The following is an 18,768-nucleotide window of genomic DNA, read 5'->3' as shown; positions in this document are numbered from 1 at the left end:
TTTTTTGGCGTTTTATGTGATTTTGCGCCTACAGAGCAATATCGTATATAAGGGAATTTTAACCTAATTTTGATGCTTAGCCCAATGGTTCTTTAGGACTAAAACGTTTACCTGGGGCAACAGGCTTGAGGTTTCGATCATTCATCATTTGCATCTCGGTTAGCGCCATGACAACTCGAGACAAGCAATCACGGCGGTGCTGCCTTGCGGGCAGGAGCTGATAGATATGCGAAGTCCTCGAACGCATGATTTTATAATTTCTTGTCAATATCTAGCTGCTGGTAGTGGGCAGTCTGCTTTCTTGAGACAGTCGGCCATGCGCTGGCTGAAATATGTTGTAGCCGGAACCTCTCAAGCTGGAGGTTCTTTTTGTTTGCTTGGATGTCGAAGGAAGCGATGGGCAGGCAGCAGGGGCTGCCGTTCCCCGCCGCCGGTTTGGTTTTTCAAAAAAACCAAACTGGAGGCGAACATAATGAAGATCAAAATCAATCTGCGCGAAATCTATCCCTACTACCAAACTGATATTTGGGTGGAGGTAGAAGAAGAGATGGCTCGTGAGCTAAGACAGTTTGAATTAAATGAAAACGCATACATTTTAAAGCGATATCGAAACCGCGCCTATTTCTCCCTGAATCGGGAGGACGGCATTGAGCAAGAAGCTTTGCACAATGCGGCTTCTCCAGAGGAACTACTGCTGCATAAGGCTTCCCGTGACGAATTGTACAAAGCCTTGTGTCAATTGCCGGACAAGTGGGTGCAACGCATTTATGCACACTATATGTTGGGGATGAGCAAGGTTGCGATAGCGCGGTCGGAACAAATTGATGAGAGTACCGTTCGTAAGTCGATTGAACGGGGACTTAATCGGCTAGCACGGTTGTTAAAATCGGAGTAGATGATATAGATAGAATGATTCAAAATCTAAACATGAAATACGAGCGTAGCGTGCCCGATTTGGCCTCCAAAATGAAACGGATAGTAGAAGCTCTTTTTGGTCTCATGCTTCTATCCATTATGTTGAGAGGAGAATGCACATGAAGCCCATTCTATTCCGAGACTCCGAACACGAAGCTTTCTACTATCGGATGCTGGATGAATGTCGGAACGCTGACGGCTACCATCGCGCATTGTTTTACACTTTGGGTATATCCAAGGATACCCGCGGGCACATTCACGACATATTCGACTTTTCTAACGGGGGGATTAAGCCGGAGGGCTTGTCCGCCCCGTGGCAAACGGGTAGTTCTGTCCGTACTTGCCGTTTGGCATTTAATCTCTGGAATGGCTGGAGCCAGGCTGGAGCGGAACGTTATTCCACTCCACACGAGCTTTTCGATTGTGGTTTTGCTCCATACTTTGTAGAAGCAATCCGTCTTCGGTATCCCGAATACTGCAAGGTTCAACTCCCTCCCGTTAAGTTCAAAGCAGAACGTAGCCGGTAGGTAGGGGAGGGCATCAGTAGTGAATAGGCTAAAAACCAAACGTATCGTCAAGTCGATCAAGCAGTTCAACAAGCAGGCTCGCGTACTCCAGAGAGGAGTACTACGAAGAGATAATACTGCCCGTTACAAGGAGCAGGAGCGCCCGCCTTCTTCCTCAGAGCAGATACAGGAGCGCAATGAAGCGAATTTGCAGCGAGCAATAGGAAGCAGCATGCGCGTAACGATGGTAGCTGCAACCACCGTCCGAAAGCGATGGCTCCATTCCGATCAGGTATATCATTCTTATCGAGAAGCCGACCGAGATTCGCGGGCGAGCATGCCTATCAGATTGATGCGGGGGCCAGTTAACGGGGAGCAACCAAGAATCGCCAGACGTAAATCGCCGTTCTTTTCGGGAATAGCGGTGGTTCAACACCTGCCCGAAAGGCAACCAGCCGAAAAAAAGAAGGTTGGATATACACCAGCTAGTATCAAAGCTGACCACAACATAAAAGGGAGAGGATGTGCTCCGCGGCGGAAGATGGCCGCGGCAGCGGCTTCTCCGTTTGCGGGGAAGATGAAGCAGAAAGGTACGATTCGCCAAAGGAAAGCACTGAACATGGTGGCTCGCACGATCAAGTCCGCTCATCACACCGCAGTAGAGGCAGGTCATGCTCGTAAAGAAGATAAGCAAGTAGCTCAGCAGAAGCGAATGCTCCAGACCGCAATCCAGGCACGGTATTCCATAAAAGCGGCACGAGCGGTCACCCAAATGAATATTCGAATGATGAAAATACTCGTCCGAGCCACTGTGCTGCTGGTGAAGGGGGTGGCTGCATTACTTGGTGTCAGTAGCAGCGTTATTATTCTGCTGTGCATCATCATGATCATCGCAGCGCTTCTCTCCTCACCGTTTGCCATCTTCGTGGCAGATGAAAATACAGAGCCCGGTACACAGAAGCTAACGTTAATCGTGGAGGAGCTGGATGAACATTTTAAGGCTCGATTGTTACAGGAACGTCAGGCGGCTGGAGATGTAGATCGCGTAGAAATACATTACGCGGGCAGCGCGGACAACAGTCGCATCGACAACTGGCCGGAGGTATTGGCCGTTTTTGCGGTCAAAACGTCCATGTCCACGGCGGGCTTTGATGTGGCAACGATGGATAGCAGGCGGGTCGAAATGCTGCAAACGGTCTATTGGGATATGAATCAGCTCGATTCGTATGTGGAGACGCTGGAGCATACGGAAATGGTCGGCATTGAGCAGGAGGATGGAAGTATAGATGAACAACAGGTAACCGAATTTGAACGCGTCTTATATCTGTCTATTACAGCCCGAACGGCAGAGCAGCAAGCGGCTCTCTATGATTTCAATACTGAACAGACCGATATCATGAACGAATTGTTGTCAGCCGCATTTCGCCCCATGATGCTTGCGCTACTCGGCATAGACAAGCATACAGGTGTGTCATCGGGGGAACTTGAAGCGATCCGAACAGACTTACCAGCCGGGGTGATTGGAAGCCAGGCCGTTGAACTGGCGTTGACCCGGCTGGGCGATCCCTATAGCCAACTAAAGGCGGGACAGGGCAACTACACAGATTGCAGCTATCTCATTCAGTGGGTGTATAAGCAGTTAGAGGTCGGCTTGCCAAGAACGGCGGCAGAGCAGGCGCGCTTTATCGTAGACAACGGATTGACACTAACTGCTGATGAATTAAGGGCCGGCGACTTGATCTTCTGGAGCTACGAGCAAAACGGACGCTTTATGGATATTACACATGTCGGCATTTATGCCGGTAACGGCAAGGTCGTTGACGCTTCCTCCAGTCGCTTGCAGGTTGTTTACCGGAATTTATTTGACGTTGAGCTTCAAGTGATGTATGGCAGGCCATATTTTCAGGGGTGAAGAACCTGGCTTTATTATGCAAGATTATTGTGAAGGGAGATTTACAGCGAAGTACTGTGGAGTTTTCGTTTAACAAATCTGGTACCCGATTTGAGTCTCGAAATGAAAGGATTAATAGGAGGACATTTTGGGGCAGAGGAAGCTATATACAGATTATACCCAAGCTTTCTGTTTGGTGAGACAAGTCCGTGTGAGTAAAAGACGCATTGTTGCAATGGGATTACGGACTAATTATTTTAACTGGATCGGAGGCATAAAGACATGAAAGGCAATGTGGTTAATTTGTTCGAGAAAACAGATAGTACGTTTAAACGGAGAAGTAATGAACTCTACGATACAGCATCCTTTTCGCATTCAGGATATCGTTTAACTTGGGAAGAGGCGATAAATCTGTTCCTGCAAGCCCGTCGCGCGGAAACTTCAAGCGAGCACACGGTGAAATTTGAACGGAGCAGCTTGACCTGCTACCGGCGCATTTTGCAAGAGCAGGAGATAGAAGCCGAGGTATATGAGGTTTCAACGGATTTCTTGCGAAATCAATTTATTATGGTGATGGTCGAAAAAAAGGGATACAAACTCAATACGATCAATAACCGAATCAAAGCCATAAAACGATTTTTTCAGTTCTTATCAGATGAAGGTTGGATTGCGCATAATCCCGCTGAGCATTTGAAGTTGCGCAAAGGACATCGGCCAACGATCGCTTCATTTTCAGAGGAGCAGGTTATTGGACTACTGCAACAACCTGACCAGCAGACCTTCACCGGTTTCCGTGATTTTGTCATGCTGTCCCTGATTTTAGATTGTGGACTGCGGGTGGGAGAACTGACCAAGCTTAAAATGAACCAGGTCGATGTGAAGGAGAGTCAATTGCTTGGAGTCATCGGGAAGAGTAGGAAGCTGCGGGATATTCCATTTTGTGACGATGTCCGTAAGCTGCTAATTCGTTATATCAAAGCAAGGGGAGAAGTTCCGTCATCGCACTTTTTCATCACCTTGGATGGTCGTTCGCTCGGGGTACGATCTGTACAAGCCGCTATTCGCAAGTATGGGGAAGCGGCTGGAATCAAGGACGTGCGCTCCAGTCCACATACCCTACGGCATACCTTTGCCAAGCTGTATATTATGAATGATGGCGATCCATACAGCTTGCAGGATATTTTGGGCCATTCCTCACAGGACATGGTCAAGAAATACGTGAATTTATGGCGGCCGGAGATGCGATCCAAGCATACGAAATCGTCGCCTATGAGGCGATTATATAAGGAAAAATTATTGGATTGAAAAGGGATGTTGACTCAGGGAGGTGAAGCTGTATTCTCCCTTTGGAAAAGCAAGCGGACCTATAGAACATATGGCCTGCTTGCTTTTCCTGCTAGTTACAGTTGTTACGATCCATCTTCTTTTGTGTGAGCGTTATTTTCTGTAATCACGTTTCCGAAAAATCCTTCTTCCCGGATGATCGTTTGGTCATACCAGTCTGATTTGGCTTTTTTCCATTCAATCAATTCCATTGTCTTTTTCCAGATGTGTCGTAACGTCCAAAATCGGTTTGGGCCTACGATGGTTCTCCATATAGATAAGGTACAGAATAGTGATGTACAAATTAAGGCGAAGAGGCATTTGAAAGATGAAAGTAATTTTGCTTAAAAGTTTGCTTAGTACACAGTGAGTACAAAATTAGATTTTATAATTTATTTCAGCGGTGATAAGCGGTGTTTGGAAAAGAGGGATGGGTTTGTCATTGTTTTATTCTGGACGACGGTATATGGATTAAGTTTAAAAAAGATTGAAAGCAGGAGGAAGATTTAATGGCAACAAAATTACAACTGGACTATTTAACAATAAAGGGACAGGAGGATAACACATGACGATGTCACAATCTCTGCGTAAGCTTGTACTCACTCTACACGTGATTACGGCCATGATCTGGCTTGGCTCGGCAGCTGCTTATATCCCCATAGCTGCCTATGTCCTTAACAATCAAGATACCGATATGATCAGATCTGCGATCCAGATTATGTCATTAGTTGCTAATTATATCGTTGTCCCCGTAGCATTTGCAACACTACTCACAGGAGCTGCATTATCGCTAGGAACGAAGTGGGGGTTGATCCGGCATTATTGGATACTGATTAAGCTCTTGCTAACTTTATTTGCAGTATTTATGTTGATAGCCTATACACAGGAACTAAGCCATGCGGCATCCATAGCGTCCCAAGGAATATTGTCAAGTGCAGACATTGCTGTTTTGAAGGCTCCAATTCACCTTACGCACCCAAGCGGAAGTGTGTTTATTGTTATCATGGCTACGGTCTTGTCAGTGTACAAACCGAAAGGTATGACTAAATACGGTTGGCGCAAGCAGATGGAAGGGAAAAGAAACATGGATTCCACGCCTTATTCAACACCGCGTTGGATCAAAATCATTGGGTTAACACTCGCTGCTATGTTACTGTTACTCGTCGCTATAATGGCATTCATCTAAGACAGGGAATAAAAAGAAGTTGATTGAGGAGAGATCTTATGAGTATGAACTCCATCACCGACATGGTCATCATTGGCGGCGGACCAGCGGGTATGTTCGCTAGCTTCTATGCGGGTATGCGCAAGGCTTCGGTTAAATTAATCGAGAGCTTACCCCAACTTGGCGGGCAGCTGGCTGCCCTTTATCCGGACAAACACATTTATGATATTGCAGGTTTTTCTAAAATAACCGCGCAAGAGCTTGTTAACAATCTGAAGGTTCAAATGGAACAATTTCCGATTGACGTCCATCTAGGCATCCAAGTTCTGAATATAGTCAAACATGAAGAGCGGTGTTTTGAGGTCATTACCAACAATGGCACTCACTTTGCCCGAACGGTTATCATTGCCGGCGGAATAGGAGCGTTCCAGCCGAGGCGGATTGATCTGCCTGATGCTCGCAAATACGAGGAAACCAATCTGCACTACTCGATTCATGATCTTAATTTTTTTAAAAACAAAAGGGTATTAATCAACGGTGGCGGAGATTCAGCGGTGGATTGGGCACTTATGTTGGAGGAGATTGCCGCAACGGTAACGGTCGTGCATCGCCGGGACAAGTTCCGGGCACACGAGCACAGTGTAGACCAGCTCATGCAAGCTTGGGTTGAGGTGAAAACGCCATGGGAAATCACGGGCTTAACTGGTTCTACTTCCATTAAGAAGGTCGTACTTACCCACTGCAAGACAAAAGCGACTGAAGAAATTGAAGTGGATGAAGTTATTGTAAGCTTCGGTTACCTTTCCGCACTGGGGCCAATCACAGAGTGGGGTATAGAACTTGACAATGGTTCAATCATCGTGAATTCTCGCATGCAAACAAATGTTCCTGGTATATATGCGGTAGGAGACATTACGACTTACCCAGGCAAGCTGAAGCTAATAACGGTTGGTTTCGGAGAAGCGCCAACCGCTGTGAACAATGCTATGGTCTATATTAATCCTGATGCCAAGCTGTCTCCCGGCCACAGCAGCCATATGAAGATCGGGGCGAATTGAAATTTAATCCTAATGAGGTGGGAATATGAAATTATATACTTGGGTTAACAAAGACACTTGCATCGCCTGTGGGGCCTGTGGATCAACGGCGCCAGAGCTGTACGACTATGATGATGAAGGACTTGCGGAAGTTATCTTTGAAGATGATGGCAATCAAGGACTAACTCCAATCCCTAAAGATCTACATGAAGATATGTATGATGCTCGGGACGGCTGTCCAACAGATTCGATTTGTGTACAAGAATCTCCGTTCGCATGAGGACACCGCCCTTAAAAACCAGATCTACTATTAGTAAAATGCCGATCGGTGTCCGCCTCTGTCGCATGACGATGGCCATTGCTAGCCCAGACACGCGATGGTGATTTTCCTGTGCTACACTGGATTGAATTTACCGAAATAAAGGAGCGACTTATGCTATTGCTTGTTGGTATCGGATTTTTGATTGTCTACGCACTGCTCGTGTTTTACATCGGCTGGTCCGGCTGGAGTTGGATGAAACCAGCCGTTTCGGCACGCTTCCGCCTTGCTTACATCACTATAGTCATTGTATTGGCCGTATCGTTTATCATCGGCCAACTATTCGGTGGCATTTCCGTCATGAGCATTATCGGCTCTTATTGGATTGCCGTCTTTTCACTGCTCTTGCTGATGCTGCCGATTGTTCACCTTTCGCTGTGGCTGCTGCGCCTAACCCGTCTGCCTAGACACCGAACGCAGAAGTGGGCCGGCTCGCTCACGCTGGTGGCGCTTATGCTGCTTATGGCGTTCGGTTCCTTCAATGCCTACAGCCCGACAGTCAGGCACTACGACATTCATATCGACAAGCACGTACCTGGTCTCGATAGGCTTCATGTTGTCATGGCGGCGGACATGCACTTCGGCCATCTGTCTGGCGCGGCCCACGCCAAACGTCTGGTCGAACAGATCAATGCACTTGAGCCCGATATCGTGCTGTATCCTGGCGATATTATCGACAACCACCTCGATGTTTATACGAACAAAGGGATCGGTTCCATTATTCGCGGCGTCAACGCTACCTACGGGGTGTATGCTTCGCTCGGCAATCATGACAAATACAAAGGCGGCGCCCCCGCCTTAATTAAAACGCTCGAAGAAAGCGGCATGAGGGTGCTGTATGACGAAGTGTTGTCGGTGAACGGCGTTACGATTATCGGCCGAATGGATCATACTGATCACGATCGCGCCGAGTTTGCGGTGCTAATGAACGGAGTGGATCATTCCTCGCCTGTTTTTTTGCTGGAGCATCAACCATACGATCTTGATGTTGCCGCTGAGGCCGGCGTCGACCTGATGGTCTCCGGTCACACGCACCGCGGTCAAATAGCCCCGGCCAATCTGATTACAAGCGCCATCTATGAAAACGATTGGGGACATTTGCAGAAGGGAACGTTCCATTCCATCGTAACGTCCGGCTTTGGCTTTTGGGGACCGCCGATTCGCATCGGAAGCCGTTCGGAGGTTGTGTCCATTACCATCACCTTTGCACCTTCCCCTCCCGGGGTGTAAATTGCACCCGGCTCTTGCCTTAGTGGGACGGAAATGTTCATCCATACATTTTCCGTCCCTTCTTAAATGACGCTTCAGTACTTGATACGCGCCTCGAAACATTAATTTGGAAACATGTCCCCTTCCCTGAACGATTCCACAGTCTCCCCGTTTTTCAAAAGCTCTTTAGGAGTTCTGGTTCTTACCTTAAATATTAGTATACAAAGCAATTTTTAAAATATATAATTAATTTAGTGAACTAACATTTCGAGAAAGGTGAGATAATTAAAGTGGAATTACCCACATTACTTCAGATGCTTATTAAGCAAATGGTTCAGTTAAAGCATGAAGAAATGAAAAAACATGATTTTTCAGATGTAAACTATGCGCTTCTCCAATATATAATTAATATTGGAGAATTTGATAATTTAACATACGGAGATTTGGCGGAAAAGATGAATATATCTAAGCCTGCCGTTACAGCATCTGCAAATAAACTGATTGAGAAAGGGTTAGTGATAAAGAAACAATCCATTGATGATAGGCGCCTGTATTATTTAAGCTTAACGGAAAAGGGGCAAGAGGTATTTAAGATATCTAAAATTGCAAATCAAAAATTAGAAGAAAGGATTAAGAAAAAACTTTCAGAAGATGAGGTGGAACAGCTGATACGTCTCCTCACTGAAATTTTAAAATAAGGTCATGGGTCTTAACAGCTTGTTTTATTAAGTACAAAAATATTGTTAATTCAATGAATTAATTTAATTTTATTCACACGGGGATTAGGAAAAGAGGGAGTTCATGAGTAGAGTAAGCATCATTATTGGCATAAGCATTATGTTATCCTTTTATGGGGGATCGAGTTTCTATGTGGGGAGGAAATTGTTCCATTTTCTCAAGTTCTTGTTTCCACACATAAACGGCGCGCTCTATGCAGTTATTTACGGTTTTTTCGCCTTGTCGCTGATATTGGCTTTTGTGCCGCTCCCGACTATGGTGAGGGAAATAATGAGTTGGGTAGGCGCTTATTGGATGGGGATTCTAATTTATCTATTACTATTCTATCTTTTGGCCGATCTGGCTGTCTTTCTCGGAAATATTTTGAAGATCATTCCGACGCCTACTTTACCTAACATCCGCTTTTATGCTAGCTTAGCCGCGATTTTGTTAACAGTCGGTTTTGTTAGTTATGGAATATATAACGCCAATCAAATTAAACATGTTTCCTACGACATTCCGACAAAAGAATCAACTTTGCCGGTTAGTATGAAAATCGTCTTAATTAGCGATTTGCATTTAGGAGCCGTGAATTCCGAAAAGCGTCTTGAACAAATAGTGAACGACATCAATAATCTTGAACCTGATCTGGTTTGTATAGCTGGAGATCTTTTTAATGACGATTACCAGGCTATTCGAAAGCCAGAGGAAGCCATCGATTTGTTTAAAAGCATTAAAGCGACATACGGTGTTTATGGCAGTCTTGGAAATCACGATGGTGGGAAAACGTTCGACCAAATGATTGATTTCATGGAGCGAAGCCAAATCAAGCTTCTTAATGATGATTATGTCATTATTGATGAGAGACTAGTTCTATTCGGACGCTTAGACCCTTCACCAATTGGCGGTTATGGTGAATTGAAACGAAATGATGTTACAGAAACTATAGCATCGTTAGATACGAATATGCCCATTGTCGTAATGGATCATACGCCTAGCAATCTCAATCAATATGGCGAAGAAGTTGATTTGGTGCTTGCCGGACATACACATAGGGGACAAATATTCCCGGGAAATTTAATAACAAACGCTGTGTTTGAGGTAGACTACGGACATTATCAAAAGAATGTGGCCAGTCCACATGTTATCGTTACATCTGGTGCAGGGACTTGGGGAATGCCAATGCGGGTTGGATCCAATAATGAAATTGTAAGTATTAACATTCGATAAATTGAATTTGGGTTTCGTTGGTTAGCTTCTACGAGGGGGACAAGAAATTGACGACAGTTATGGTGGTTGATGACGATGCTCACATTCGAGAGCTAATTCGCATGTATTTGGAGGATGAAGGGCTTGAGGTCGTGGAGAAGACAAACGGGGACGAAGCCTGGAGATACTATCAAAGTCATCCAGTTGACCTCATCGTCTTGGATATCATGATGCCGAGGATGGATGGATGGGAGCTCTGCCGACGCCTACGTAATGCAGGAGACAAGCCTTTGCTCATGATTACGGCTAAGGGTGAGCCGGTAGACCGGATTAAAGGATTTCAGCTCGGTAGCGACGACTATCTAGTGAAACCATTTGAACCATTGGAGCTTGTGATGAGGGTAAAGGCTCTGCTTAAGCGATATCGAATCTCGATATCGCAGGCCATCAGGCTCGGCAGTGTAACACTGGATAAGACAAGTTATCAGGTACGATACCGTGACTCAGGATTCAGCGAATCGATCCCGCTTAAGGAATTCGAGCTGCTCTTTACGTTGGCAAGCCATCCTGGCAAACTCTATACACGCGATACGTTAATTCAACATATATGGGGGTTCGATTACGAAGGTGATGAACGAAACGTCGATACCCATATCAAGCGACTGAGGGAACGCTTCACCGATTACGAACAGGATTTTCGAATCGTGACGTTGCGCGGACTCGGATACCGGCTGGAGGTCTACCGTGATTAAATCGCTTTATGTCCGATTAGTTCTAACCTTTTTTGCCGCGGTTCTGGTCAGTTTGATCGTAGGGTTCCTCATTACAATCCAACTGTACAACGACCAAGTGACAAAAATTTTTGAGGAGACTCTGATTTCAAGCGGCAAGACAATCATCGATTCCTACAGAAAATCCTCCCCTGACAATCGGGACGTTCTCATTCAAGGGATGCGCGCTCTTCCAAACTATTCTATTCGCTTGTTCGACCCAGAAGGCAAGCCGTTGCACGAGACAGTGCACACATTATACGATAAACTCCATGTTAGCTCAGAGCAACTTAAAACGGTGCTGGGTGGCGGTGTCTATCGCAGTGAGCAGGAAGAAGAATTTAAAAATGCAAAGGTTGGGCTACCCTTTATGATTGAAGGGAAGCCATATGCCTTATTTCTCACTCCGAATGCGGATGAATTTATTTACGTGATAGCCATTTTATTACGAACAGAGGTGCTTATTGTTTTGTGCCTCGGCAGCCTACTTATCATGGTTTCTGCGATCTTCATCGTCAAGCCAATAAAGCGATTGACCCATGCGACTAGGCGGATGGGGAGAGGTGACTTCAGCATCCGGCTGCAAACCAAAAGCGTTGACGAGATAGGCCAATTGACACAAAGCTTTAATCGGATGGCACAGGAATTGGGTGCACTCGATCAGCTGCGTCGGCAATTCGTGTCCGACGTTTCCCACGAAATGCAGACACCGCTCCAATCAATCATAGGCTTTACACACGCTCTCAAACAGAAGAAGCTGGACGATGCCGGCAGATTACGATTGCTTACGATAATTGAAGAGGAGAGCAACCGGCTGTCACGCCTAACTGCTGATCTTCTCCAGCTTTCTTCGCTGGAGAGCGAGCATTCTAAGCTGGAAATCTCCGCTTACCGCCTCGATGAACAGCTTCGCAATGTCTTGATTGTCTTGGAACCGCAATGGTCCGCAAAGAAAATTGAAATCGAGCTGCTCTCGGATGAATTGTTCATATCGGCGGATGAAGATAAGCTGAATCAGCTGTGGACAAATTTGATTGGCAATGCCATTAAATTCACGGGTGAAAGGGGAAGTGTACAGGTATACACGGCTGTCCGTCAACATCATATCGAGATTTCAATCGCGGACAGCGGGCAAGGCATTCCTAGTGAGGAAATCAGTTATATTTTCAAACCCTTCTACAAAGTGGATAAGTCCAGAAACCGTTCGATACCAGGCAACGGAATAGGATTATCTGTGGTGAAACGGATTGTCGACTTGCATAGTGGCGATATCCAAGTGACGAGCGAAGAGGGCGTCGGGACGACAGTGAAAATTATTTTGCCCCAAGATCGTTCGAGTACACAGTGAGTACAAAATTCAGTTCTATACTACATCTCAGACGGTGAGAGGAGAGATGTAGTGTGAACGGATTGATAAAATTAAGTTTGAAAAACGGGGTTGCAGTCGTCGTCCTTTGCCTTCTGGTGCTGGGTTACGGCTTTTACTCCGCAACTCAAATTAAGCAAGAAAATTTCCCAGATGTGGATTTCCCGGCCGTGTTTGTTCAAGTAGTACAACCAGGCGCTTCGACGGAAGAAATCGAGAGCGACATTGTGAATCCGGTAGAAGATGTCCTAATGAGTATCAAGGGTTATGACTCGCTTACTAGTACGTCCGCGGATAATGCCGGCAATATCTTTATGCTGTTCCCGTTCGGAACGGATATGGATCAAATGTTTAGCGATGTCGAAGCGGTTATTTCCAAAACGGATCTGCCCGACAGTGCGAATGTAACCGTACAACGATTGTCGGCGAACAGCGGGCCGATCTACCAAGCTGCAGTCGTATCGGACAAGCACGATTCGCTAGCGCTCGCAGCCAAGCTGCAAGAGGAGATCGTTCCGGCCTTGACGAAGCTGGACGGCATCCATTCAGTCGAGATCAAAGGGATGAGTACAGAGAAGCTGAATATCGTGGTGGATAAGGAAAAAGCAACTCAGAGAGGTATATCCTTAAACACGATACGAACTGCATTGCAATCGCTCCATTATGCCCTGCCTCTCGGCAATGTTGCGCAGGATGAGACGACAATTCCAATTACCTTAAGCGGCAAGGTTGACTCCCTGCAGCAAATCGAAGAACTGAGACTAGGTACGGCAGTAGGAGCAGTTAATACTGACGTTACCCTGCTGAAGGAAATCGCCGAGATCAAGATGGTGTCAGAGCAGAATGAGATCTCACGCTATAACGGCGAGCCAAGCTACATCTTGCATGTGGTCAAGACCCAGGAGGCAAACACGGCGGAGGTCGCGAATGAAATCAAGGCAGCGCTTGCTCCATATGAGGAACAAGGTGAAATTAACCTACATGTCGTTATGGATCAAGGGCAAGAGGTCGAAGAGTCGGTATCCAAGCTTATTCAAGAAGGTTTGTATGGGATCCTATTTTGCGTCATCGTCATCTTCTTATTCCTAAGGAATATTAGGGCGACGCTCATCTCGATCATTTCCTTGCCGATCTCGATCTTTGCAACCATCGCCTTACTTGATCAAATGGGTTATACACTCAATATGATGACGCTCGGCGGGATTGCAGTATCGATCGGACGCATTGTTGATGACAGTATCGTAGTAATTGAGAATATCTACCGTTGGCGACAAGAGAAAAGCAATGAGGCTAAGGGAAAGGAATTGGCCTATAAAGCCACAAAAGAAGTAATCGGGGCGGTCACCTCGTCCACAATCGCAACGGTGGTTGTATTTGCGCCGATCGCTTTCGTCAGTGGAATCCTCGGCGAGTTTTTCCGGCCGTTTTCGGTTGCTGTCGTCGTATCGATCCTCGCTTCGCTGCTTGTGTCGATGATGCTCATTCCGGTGCTCGGAAGCAGGTTCTTTAAGAACGTCAAGCCGCACAAGGAAGGCGGTAAGATGGCAGACAGATTTGAGAAGATCATTCGAGGAGCGCTGAAACGAAAAGGTCTGGTCATCGGGACAGCGGTTCTGTTACTGGTCGGGTCGTTAAGCCTCATTCCATTGCTTGGTTTTACATTCCTCCCGCCGGGTTCTACGCCGTCGGCTACCATCGAAATTTCATTGCCATCGAAAAGCAGTATTGGCCAGACTAATGAAGTCGGCGGCAAGGTGGAACAATATTTAAAGAGCATGCCTGGCGTGAATAACTACGAGATAACGGTAGGAGGATCCGGCAATAACCCGTTCAACTCTTCAGGAGGCCATAACAAAGCGACTCTAACGGTTCAGTTCAGTGACACTGCGGATCTCAACCAGACGCTTGATAAATTAAACGCCGAATTGCCGGCTATCGTAACCGCTGAGGTCGCTGGGACGACGGTTAACGTGAAAGAGGGGCAGCAGGAAGGGCCACCATCCGGCGATAGCATTGACGTGAGCATCTATGCCGAAGATGCAGACAAGCTGGCCGAAGCGGCCAAGCAAGTCGAGGATTTGATGAAGCAAAACGGCGATCTAAAGAATGTGACCAACAATATGAGCAATGTTACGCCGAAGTGGGTGCTTACGCTTAATCAAAGAGGTATTGAAGCCAACGTAAGCCCGTTTCTCATCATGCAACTTGTTGGCGAACAATTGCGACCAGTGAATACTGGCAACTATTCAATCGATAATAAGGATCAAGAGATTACGTTGTCTTACTTGCAACCGATCACTTCAAGAGAGGAATTGGAGAATCTTCAGATTCCGACCGCGGCAGGCTTAATGAAGCTGGGGGATATTGCGGATCTCGCCGAGCGAGAAGCTTGGGTCAATATCAACCACGAGGACGGGAACATGTATGCCATGGTAAGCGGCACCGCTAAAAACGCTGAATCAATATCTTCTTTGACCCAACAGGTCAAAAAGGATATCGAGAGCTTGTCACTGCCGGGTGGTGTAGAATTGTCCGTCGGCGGCGGGCAGGATATGTTAAATGAAGGCTTCGCGAGCATCGGCATCGCGATGGCATCTGCTATCGCGCTCGTCTTCCTTGTCATGAATATGACGTTCAGCGGGCTCCGAACGCCGCTTATCATCTTGAGTTCCCTAATCTTCATTCCTGTCGGCTCGCTAAGCGCTTTGCTCATCATGGGAGAGGCGCTATCCATGAGCGGAATGATTGGCATGCTGATGCTCGTCGGCATTGTTGTCACGAATGCGATCGTGCTGCTCGATAGGGTCGAGAAGAACCGCAAGTCGGGAATGTCGGTTACCGAAGCGATCGTCGAAGCGTCCAAAACACGTCTTCGTCCGATTCTCATGACTGCATTCGCGACGATGCTTGCGCTCTTGCCGCTGGCGTTGTCCGGCTCATCGACAAGCCTGATCTCTTCCGGTCTCGCGATCACGGTCATCGGTGGATTATTCTCCTCGACGATACTGACTCTAATCGTCGTACCGGTCATCTATGAGATGGCTTGGAAGAAGCGAACAGTCAAGGCAGAAGAGTTCATAGCAGCTTAGGGATAAATAAGGCGGTACACTTTGAGTAGTGAAGTGTACCGCCGCCTATGATCCATGGACAATCATTGAATTACAAATTATTTTATGGTTAAGAATGCACAACACTACATATAGTATCTGGGCAGGGTAAGTGGACTCATGACCATATCACAACGATTCGTAAGCTATTATTCACTTTGTACGTGATAACGACCTGGGGGGGCCATTGACAACTCCATCTTACACGACTATACTATTAACTATACAGTTAGTTAATTAATCTTTCTTCGTTAAGGAGGTGAACCAATGCCGAAACCCAAAGCTCAAGAGCGGGACGCTCAAGCCAGCCAGCAGAAAATTCTCGACGCCGCGGAGGCCGTATTCGCCGAAAAAGGTTTCGACGGAGCAAGAGTCGACGAAATCGCCAAGAGGGCGGGTCTCAATAAAGGTATGCTGTATTATTACTTCCAGAGTAAAGAACAGCTACTTCGGGCTTTAACGGATAAGCATTTCGAAGAAATGGCCCAGGAGAAGCAGGCATTTATGGAATCATTGTCACAAGGTGAGCCCGTTCTTGCTGAAAGGATCGGAGAACATATGATGGGGATGTTCGAGAGACGAAAGTCGTTCCTGCGAATTATTGCCATCGAAGCGTTCAAAAACGATGAGTTTACCCGCGAATTCTTCCGTATTATCGACTCGACCATTCCCCATTTGAACATGCTGGCGGAGAAGGCAGGCATGGATTCGGAGACGCTGAACCGATTAAAGATGAATATCTTTTTCTTCGGATTTGCGCCCGTCCTGTTGTATCATACTGTTGGAGAGAAATGGACAGAATATTCAGGAATGGACGATCAGACCTTCCGACAATCCTTTATGGAGGATTTTCGCAATAATTATGTCAGCACGATAAAGAAACAGTTCAAAGTGGAGCATCCAGGCCGGCTTTAAATCAGTCTGGAGCAAATGCTCCTCTTTACCGTCAATTAACTAACCAGTTAGTTATAAAACAAGAAAGGAACCATCCAAATGAGCAATAAGAAATCAACTTCCGCTTCTGCCGGAGTGGAACAAGGCGTATCAATTAAATCACTCATCGGCCCGCTGATGGCAGTCGTGCTGGGAATGTTTATGGTTATCCTCGATACAACGGCGGTCAATGTCGCTTTACCAGGGCTGGTAGAATATTTCAACACGGATGTCTCCACCATGCAGTGGGCAATTACCGGATATACCCTTGCTTTGTCGGCTGTCATACCTTTAGCGGGCTGGATGACGGACAGGTTTGGGGCCAAACGTATTTTCCTGATCACCATCGCCTTTTTTACTCTAGGCTCTGCACTTTGTTCAATGGCTGCTTCCCCGGAGCAATTGGTTATTTTCCGAGTCATTCAAGGTCTTGGCGGCGGTATGGTCGCTCCAATCGGATTTGCTACTATATTCAGACTTGCACCGGAGGGAAATAGGGGCGCAGTAATGGGAATGCTCGGCGTTCCAATGCTGCTGGCTCCCGCCATCGGCCCGATCTTGTCCGGTTGGCTTGTGGAATATGCGACCTGGCAATGGATATTTCTAATTAATTTGCCTATAGGGATCATAGCTATACTTGTAGGCATCCGTTATTTGCCGAACACTGAACGCAAAGCCGTTCCAAAGCTGGATTTCCTGGGAATAATTCTTGCGCCTGTCGCATTTGCCATGCTGGCATTTGGTGTCGGCGAAGGATCGCACGATTGGAGCTCTATGCAAACGATAACTGGATTGTCTATCGGTGGTGTTGCGCTGCTATTGTTCATCATCGTTGAGCTGAGGCAGAAGGAACCACTTCTGGAGCTTCGGGTATTCCGCTCTTCCGATTTCACCCGAGGGATTCTGATCGCATGGTTGTCACAAATCGCATTATTCGGCGTCATGGTGCTCATTCCGTTGTTCTATCAGACTGTCCAAGGCTTCGGACCGTTGAAAACGGGCTTGGTCATGCTGCCGCAGGCTCTTGCCACGGCCATCATGATGCCGATCGGCGGCAGGTTGTACGACAAAGTCGGGGCACGGCCGCTAGCTGTGACGGGGCTAGGACTTATAACAATAGCCCTTGTGATGCTATCGCAAATTACTCCGGATACCGGCTTGGTATACATCATGACTTGCTTGGGCATGGTCGGAGCAGGTATGGGCTTATCGATGATGTCCGTCAACACCCATGTCCTTCAATCCGCACCTAAAAAACTTGTCAGCCGCGTGACTCCGTTGACAACAGCAGCTCAGCAAGTCATGGTCTCCTTCGCTGTAGCAGGCTTGACTGGCTATCTGACTTCACAGGTGAGAGATCATATGAAGGAGTCCGGGGGAACCGATCCGATTGGTTCCGCTGTGGCCGCATATGGTGACACCTTCCTGCTCGCCGCGGGTATTGCTTGCGCAGGTGCTTTGCTCGGACTTATTCTCCGTAAGCCAAAGCCGCAACTAGATGATCAAGACAGTGGTGAAGGTTCCGAATCGGATAATGCAAATGCTAATGCGATGATGGGCCACTAATTTGGTGGAGAACATTCTAAGGACAACTCCTTACACAGGAGTTGTTCTTAGGAGTAAGGTTTGTTAACAAAAACATTATCGGAATTAGGTGATAAAGTTGAAGCTACTCATTATTGGTGCGACCGGACCTTCCGGTCAGCATGTCGTGGACCGCGCTCTAAAGTCAGGTGACACGATTACAATTCTCGCCCGTCGGCCAGAAGCATTAAGAGACTTGCAAGGGAAGGTTACAATTATTACTGGTGATGCAACTTCGCATGGTGTCTTGGTGAGGGCCATGAAGGGGCAGGATGCAGTTATTGTAACGCTTGGCAGAGGGAAATCCATTCGAGCCAAGGACTTATTTACACGCGCAGCCAAGGGCGTAATCGGTGCAGCTAAGCTAACTGGCGTAACTCGTTTAGTGTGGTTATCATCGTTTGGGGTTGGTGACACATTCCTCGACGCAACGATTGTTCAAAAATTTATGTATAGAACTCTATTGCGTGATCTCTACATTAACAAAGAAGCATCGGAAAAAATAATTCGTGAAAGTGGTTTGAAATGGACAATCGTCTATCCTACTGCGTTAATGAACGGACCAGCTAAGGGTATTTACCGTGTAAGTGATCGGATCAAGATGAAGGGGGCTCCCAGGATAAACCGTGCTGATGTTGCGGACTTCATCCATAAAGCAGCGCATGATGACAAGTGGATTCGCCGTAATGCCGTTATTACCGACTGAGAAAAAAGAAC

General features: G+C 46.8%; 17 protein-coding genes. 16 read left to right on the top strand and 1 reads right to left on the bottom strand.

The window, feature by feature from the left end; translation table 11 throughout:
- Positions 1-472 precede the first annotated feature (472 nt).
- The 4 genes from KQJ23_RS10025 to KQJ23_RS10010 all read left to right on the top strand — a co-directional run bounded on the left by KQJ23_RS10025 (position 473) and on the right by KQJ23_RS10010 (position 4,617).
- Positions 473-895 carry an RNA polymerase sigma factor gene (locus tag KQJ23_RS10025; protein ID WP_216478688.1) on the top strand — a complete coding sequence of 141 codons (423 nt, stop codon included), beginning with the start codon at positions 473-475 and terminating at the stop codon, positions 893-895.
- Positions 896-1,034: 139 nt separating this feature from the next.
- A complete protein-coding gene (locus KQJ23_RS10020) occupies positions 1,035-1,442 on the top strand; it encodes a DUF6075 family protein (protein WP_216478687.1) in 408 nt (135 codons plus the stop codon).
- 19 nt (positions 1,443-1,461) lie between these two features.
- Positions 1,462-3,333 (top strand): C40 family peptidase, encoded by a 1,872-nt coding sequence (locus tag KQJ23_RS24110; protein WP_216478686.1) that lies wholly within the window; start codon positions 1,462-1,464, stop codon positions 3,331-3,333.
- A 261-nt stretch (positions 3,334-3,594) separates the two neighbouring features.
- The gene (locus KQJ23_RS10010) at positions 3,595-4,617 is read left to right on the top strand and encodes a tyrosine-type recombinase/integrase (RefSeq protein ID WP_216478685.1); all 1,023 of its coding nucleotides are present in this window, start codon (positions 3,595-3,597) and stop codon (positions 4,615-4,617) included.
- Positions 4,618-4,721: 104 nt separating this feature from the next.
- Here the strand turns inward: KQJ23_RS10010 and KQJ23_RS23940 are convergent, their stop codons facing one another.
- Entirely contained in the window at positions 4,722-4,847 is a 126-nt protein-coding gene (locus KQJ23_RS23940; RefSeq protein ID WP_283571172.1) for a hypothetical protein, read from the bottom strand.
- Positions 4,848-5,200: 353 nt separating this feature from the next.
- Here KQJ23_RS23940 and KQJ23_RS10005 point away from each other — a divergent pair, with 353 nt between their 5' ends.
- The 12 genes from KQJ23_RS10005 to KQJ23_RS09950 all read left to right on the top strand — a co-directional run bounded on the left by KQJ23_RS10005 (position 5,201) and on the right by KQJ23_RS09950 (position 18,757).
- Positions 5,201-5,821 (top strand): hypothetical protein, encoded by a 621-nt coding sequence (locus KQJ23_RS10005; RefSeq protein ID WP_216478684.1) that lies wholly within the window; start codon positions 5,201-5,203, stop codon positions 5,819-5,821.
- 38 nt (positions 5,822-5,859) lie between these two features.
- Entirely contained in the window at positions 5,860-6,858 is a 999-nt protein-coding gene (locus KQJ23_RS10000; RefSeq protein ID WP_216478683.1) for an NAD(P)/FAD-dependent oxidoreductase, read from the top strand.
- 25 nt (positions 6,859-6,883) lie between these two features.
- Positions 6,884-7,117, top strand: coding sequence for a ferredoxin (locus tag KQJ23_RS09995; protein ID WP_216478682.1), 234 nt, complete (start codon positions 6,884-6,886; stop codon positions 7,115-7,117).
- A gap of 153 nt (positions 7,118-7,270) precedes the next feature.
- Positions 7,271-8,386, top strand: a complete 1,116-nt coding sequence (locus KQJ23_RS09990) for a metallophosphoesterase (protein ID WP_216478816.1) — start codon at positions 7,271-7,273, stop codon at positions 8,384-8,386.
- 269 nt (positions 8,387-8,655) lie between these two features.
- Positions 8,656-9,063, top strand: a complete 408-nt coding sequence (locus tag KQJ23_RS23720; RefSeq protein WP_216478681.1) for a MarR family winged helix-turn-helix transcriptional regulator — start codon at positions 8,656-8,658, stop codon at positions 9,061-9,063.
- 103 nt (positions 9,064-9,166) lie between these two features.
- Positions 9,167-10,312 carry a metallophosphoesterase gene (locus KQJ23_RS09980; protein ID WP_216478680.1) on the top strand — a complete coding sequence of 382 codons (1,146 nt, stop codon included), beginning with the start codon at positions 9,167-9,169 and terminating at the stop codon, positions 10,310-10,312.
- A gap of 47 nt (positions 10,313-10,359) precedes the next feature.
- Positions 10,360-11,043, top strand: coding sequence for a response regulator transcription factor (locus KQJ23_RS09975; RefSeq protein WP_283571171.1), 684 nt, complete (start codon positions 10,360-10,362; stop codon positions 11,041-11,043).
- The gene (locus KQJ23_RS24105) at positions 11,036-12,409 is read left to right on the top strand and encodes a sensor histidine kinase (RefSeq protein ID WP_216478679.1); all 1,374 of its coding nucleotides are present in this window, start codon (positions 11,036-11,038) and stop codon (positions 12,407-12,409) included. Before KQJ23_RS09975 ends, KQJ23_RS24105 begins: the two co-directional genes overlap by 8 nt.
- A 53-nt stretch (positions 12,410-12,462) precedes the next feature.
- Positions 12,463-15,516: an efflux RND transporter permease subunit gene (locus KQJ23_RS09965; protein ID WP_216478678.1), complete on the top strand. Its 3,054-nt coding sequence runs from the start codon at positions 12,463-12,465 to the stop codon at positions 15,514-15,516.
- A gap of 285 nt (positions 15,517-15,801) precedes the next feature.
- Positions 15,802-16,449: a TetR/AcrR family transcriptional regulator gene (locus KQJ23_RS09960; RefSeq protein WP_216478677.1), complete on the top strand. Its 648-nt coding sequence runs from the start codon at positions 15,802-15,804 to the stop codon at positions 16,447-16,449.
- A gap of 78 nt (positions 16,450-16,527) precedes the next feature.
- Positions 16,528-18,033: an MDR family MFS transporter gene (locus tag KQJ23_RS09955; protein ID WP_216478676.1), complete on the top strand. Its 1,506-nt coding sequence runs from the start codon at positions 16,528-16,530 to the stop codon at positions 18,031-18,033.
- Between the two features lie 88 nt (positions 18,034-18,121).
- Positions 18,122-18,757, top strand: a complete 636-nt coding sequence (locus tag KQJ23_RS09950; protein WP_216478675.1) for an NAD(P)-dependent oxidoreductase — start codon at positions 18,122-18,124, stop codon at positions 18,755-18,757.
- The last annotated feature ends 11 nt before the right edge of the window (positions 18,758-18,768 follow it).

It is taken from the genome of Paenibacillus brevis (assembly GCF_018919145.1).
Lineage (GTDB): Bacteria > Bacillota > Bacilli > Paenibacillales > Paenibacillaceae > Fontibacillus > Fontibacillus brevis.
The sequence above is the reverse complement of the archived record's forward strand: the minus strand, read 5'-3'. Positions and strand labels throughout refer to the sequence as shown.